Here is a 1,957-nt window from a genome sequence, read left to right on the forward strand (position 1 = left end):
CAATCCGAACTTCGGGTGTGGAGAAGATACGGCGCCTTCCGATCACCCAGCTCGATGCCTACGATCTGTATCTTCAGGCTCGCGTTCGGATGGTTCGCTATGACACTACTCTGGAAGCAGAGCCCTATCTTGCCAGGGCGATTGAGCTCGACCCGAATGTCGCTACCATCCATGCAATGATGGCGACCGTACTCACAAGCAAATGGCTGCTTGAGGGGGACGGGAACACGCTCACGATCGCTCTTGCCCACGGTCGCCGTGCTCTAAAACTTGAACCGAAACAGGCATGGAGCCATACAGCGGTGGGTCACACGCTCATCTTCATGGGACAGTTAGAGGAGGCGTTGCTGCATCTCGAGCAGGGTGTGAACCTTAATCCGAACGAAACCCGGGCGAGAGCAATACGGGGCTTGTGCTGGAGCTATCTCGGTCGGCATGAGGAAGCTTTGTCCGATCTGGACGTCTGTATCGCCCGTGATCCCCTGAATTACGATTGGTTCTGGGATCTACGCGGACAGGTTCTCCTGGTTCTCGGACGGTATCCTGAGGCGATAGCCTCCTACCGGAATCTCAATGCCTATGCATTTTGGGCCTATGCGTTTCTGGCGGTGTGTCATTTGAGAATGGGCGACGAGCAACTCGCCGCTCACGTAGCCAGGCAGTGTCTGGCGGCAAGGCCCGGTGCGACCGTGAGCACCATCTTGATCGATCCGTATCGTAACCCAAAAATCCTGGAGGACCTTCGGAGAGACCTGCTTGCTGTCGGCATACCCGATGGATGAATGTCGGCCTTCCGCAACGATACCCCGTTTATTCGCTAACCCAAAAGGAAAGCCCAAAGCGATTTCCGGAACAAGCCGCGCTAGGCCCTCAGCCTCTCCCCCTCAGGGTCGAAGAACGGGATTGGCGCGACGACCGCGTGGGTCGGCTTGCCGTCGATGTCGATGCTGAGTTCTGTGCCGACAGCCGTGAACGGCAGCCGCAGATGCGCGGTCGCCAGCACCTTGCCGAGGGAATAGCCGTGGTCGCTGTAGGTGACGATGCCGGCGTCCTCACCATCGGCCAGCACCCTGGCGTCGGTCGCGGCCGGCCTGTCGCCGTCGAGGATCAGCCCGACCCATTGCTCGTCCAGGCCCTTGTCGCGGACGTTGAGCAAGGCTTCGCGGCCGACGAAATCGCCCTTGTCGAATTTGATCCAGCGGTCGAGGCCGACATGGAACGGCGTGCGGGTCTCGTCCATGTCGATGCCATGCGCCGGATAGGCTTTTTCCAGTCCGAGCGTGAACATCGCCAGCACGCCATAGGGTTTCAGGCCAAAGTCACGGCCGGTTGTCATCAGCGCGTTCCAGACCGAAGCCGCCTCGTCGGCCGGCACGAACAGTTCGAAGCCGAGCTCGCCGGTCACGCCGGTGCGCGAGTCAGCACCTTCGTTTCACCAATGCGTCCCGAGGTGAACGACCAGCGCTTGAGCCCGTCCAGATCGGCATCGGCGATCAACGCCTTCAGCAGTTCGCGCGAGCGCGGCCCCTGGATGGTCGGGAAGGCGATGGCCGCGGTGATGTCGGTGACATAGGCCTTGCGCCCCTGCGCATGATGCAAAAGCCACGGCAGCATCTTGAGACGATTGACCGAGCCGGTCACCAGCATGAAATGTTCGGGCGCCAGACGGAACACGGTGAGGTCGTCCATGATGCCGCCATCCTCGCGGCAGACGGTGGAATAACGGACCTGGCCGGGCTTCATCGCCGCCGCATCGTTGACGATGACATGATTGACCAGCGCCTCGGCGTCTGGCCCCTTGATGTCCATCTTGCCCATGGTGCTGAGATCCTGCACGCCGACATTCCTGCGCGTGTTCAGGTGCTCGTCGGCAATGCCGGAATAAGTCTTGGCCGAGATGAAATCGCCACCGACCCGACCCATGGTCGCGCCTAGTCCGACGATGCTGCTGTAGAAG

Annotated in this window: 2 protein-coding genes and 1 pseudogene; 1 reads left to right on the forward strand and 2 read right to left on the reverse strand. The window is 60.6% G+C overall.

Going from position 1 to position 1,957, the window contains the following annotated elements; translation table 11 throughout:
• The coding region (locus ACXJ7R_RS31245; protein ID WP_457155177.1) for a tetratricopeptide repeat protein at positions 1 to 782 on the forward strand (782 nt) is incomplete at its 5' end.
• A gap of 80 nt (positions 783 to 862) precedes the next feature.
• Here ACXJ7R_RS31245 and ACXJ7R_RS31250 read toward each other — a convergent pair.
• Both ACXJ7R_RS31250 and ACXJ7R_RS31255 read right to left on the reverse strand, forming a co-directional pair.
• Complete coding sequence (locus ACXJ7R_RS31250; RefSeq protein WP_457155178.1) at positions 863 to 1,405, reverse strand: glycine cleavage T C-terminal barrel domain-containing protein; 543 nt, start codon at positions 1,403 to 1,405, stop codon at positions 863 to 865.
• Positions 1,402 to 1,957, reverse strand: a pseudogene (locus ACXJ7R_RS31255) (aminomethyltransferase family protein); the annotation flags it as partial. The gene ACXJ7R_RS31250 and the pseudogene ACXJ7R_RS31255, both read right to left, overlap by 4 nt.

The organism is Mesorhizobium sp. P5_C1, assembly GCF_054049815.1.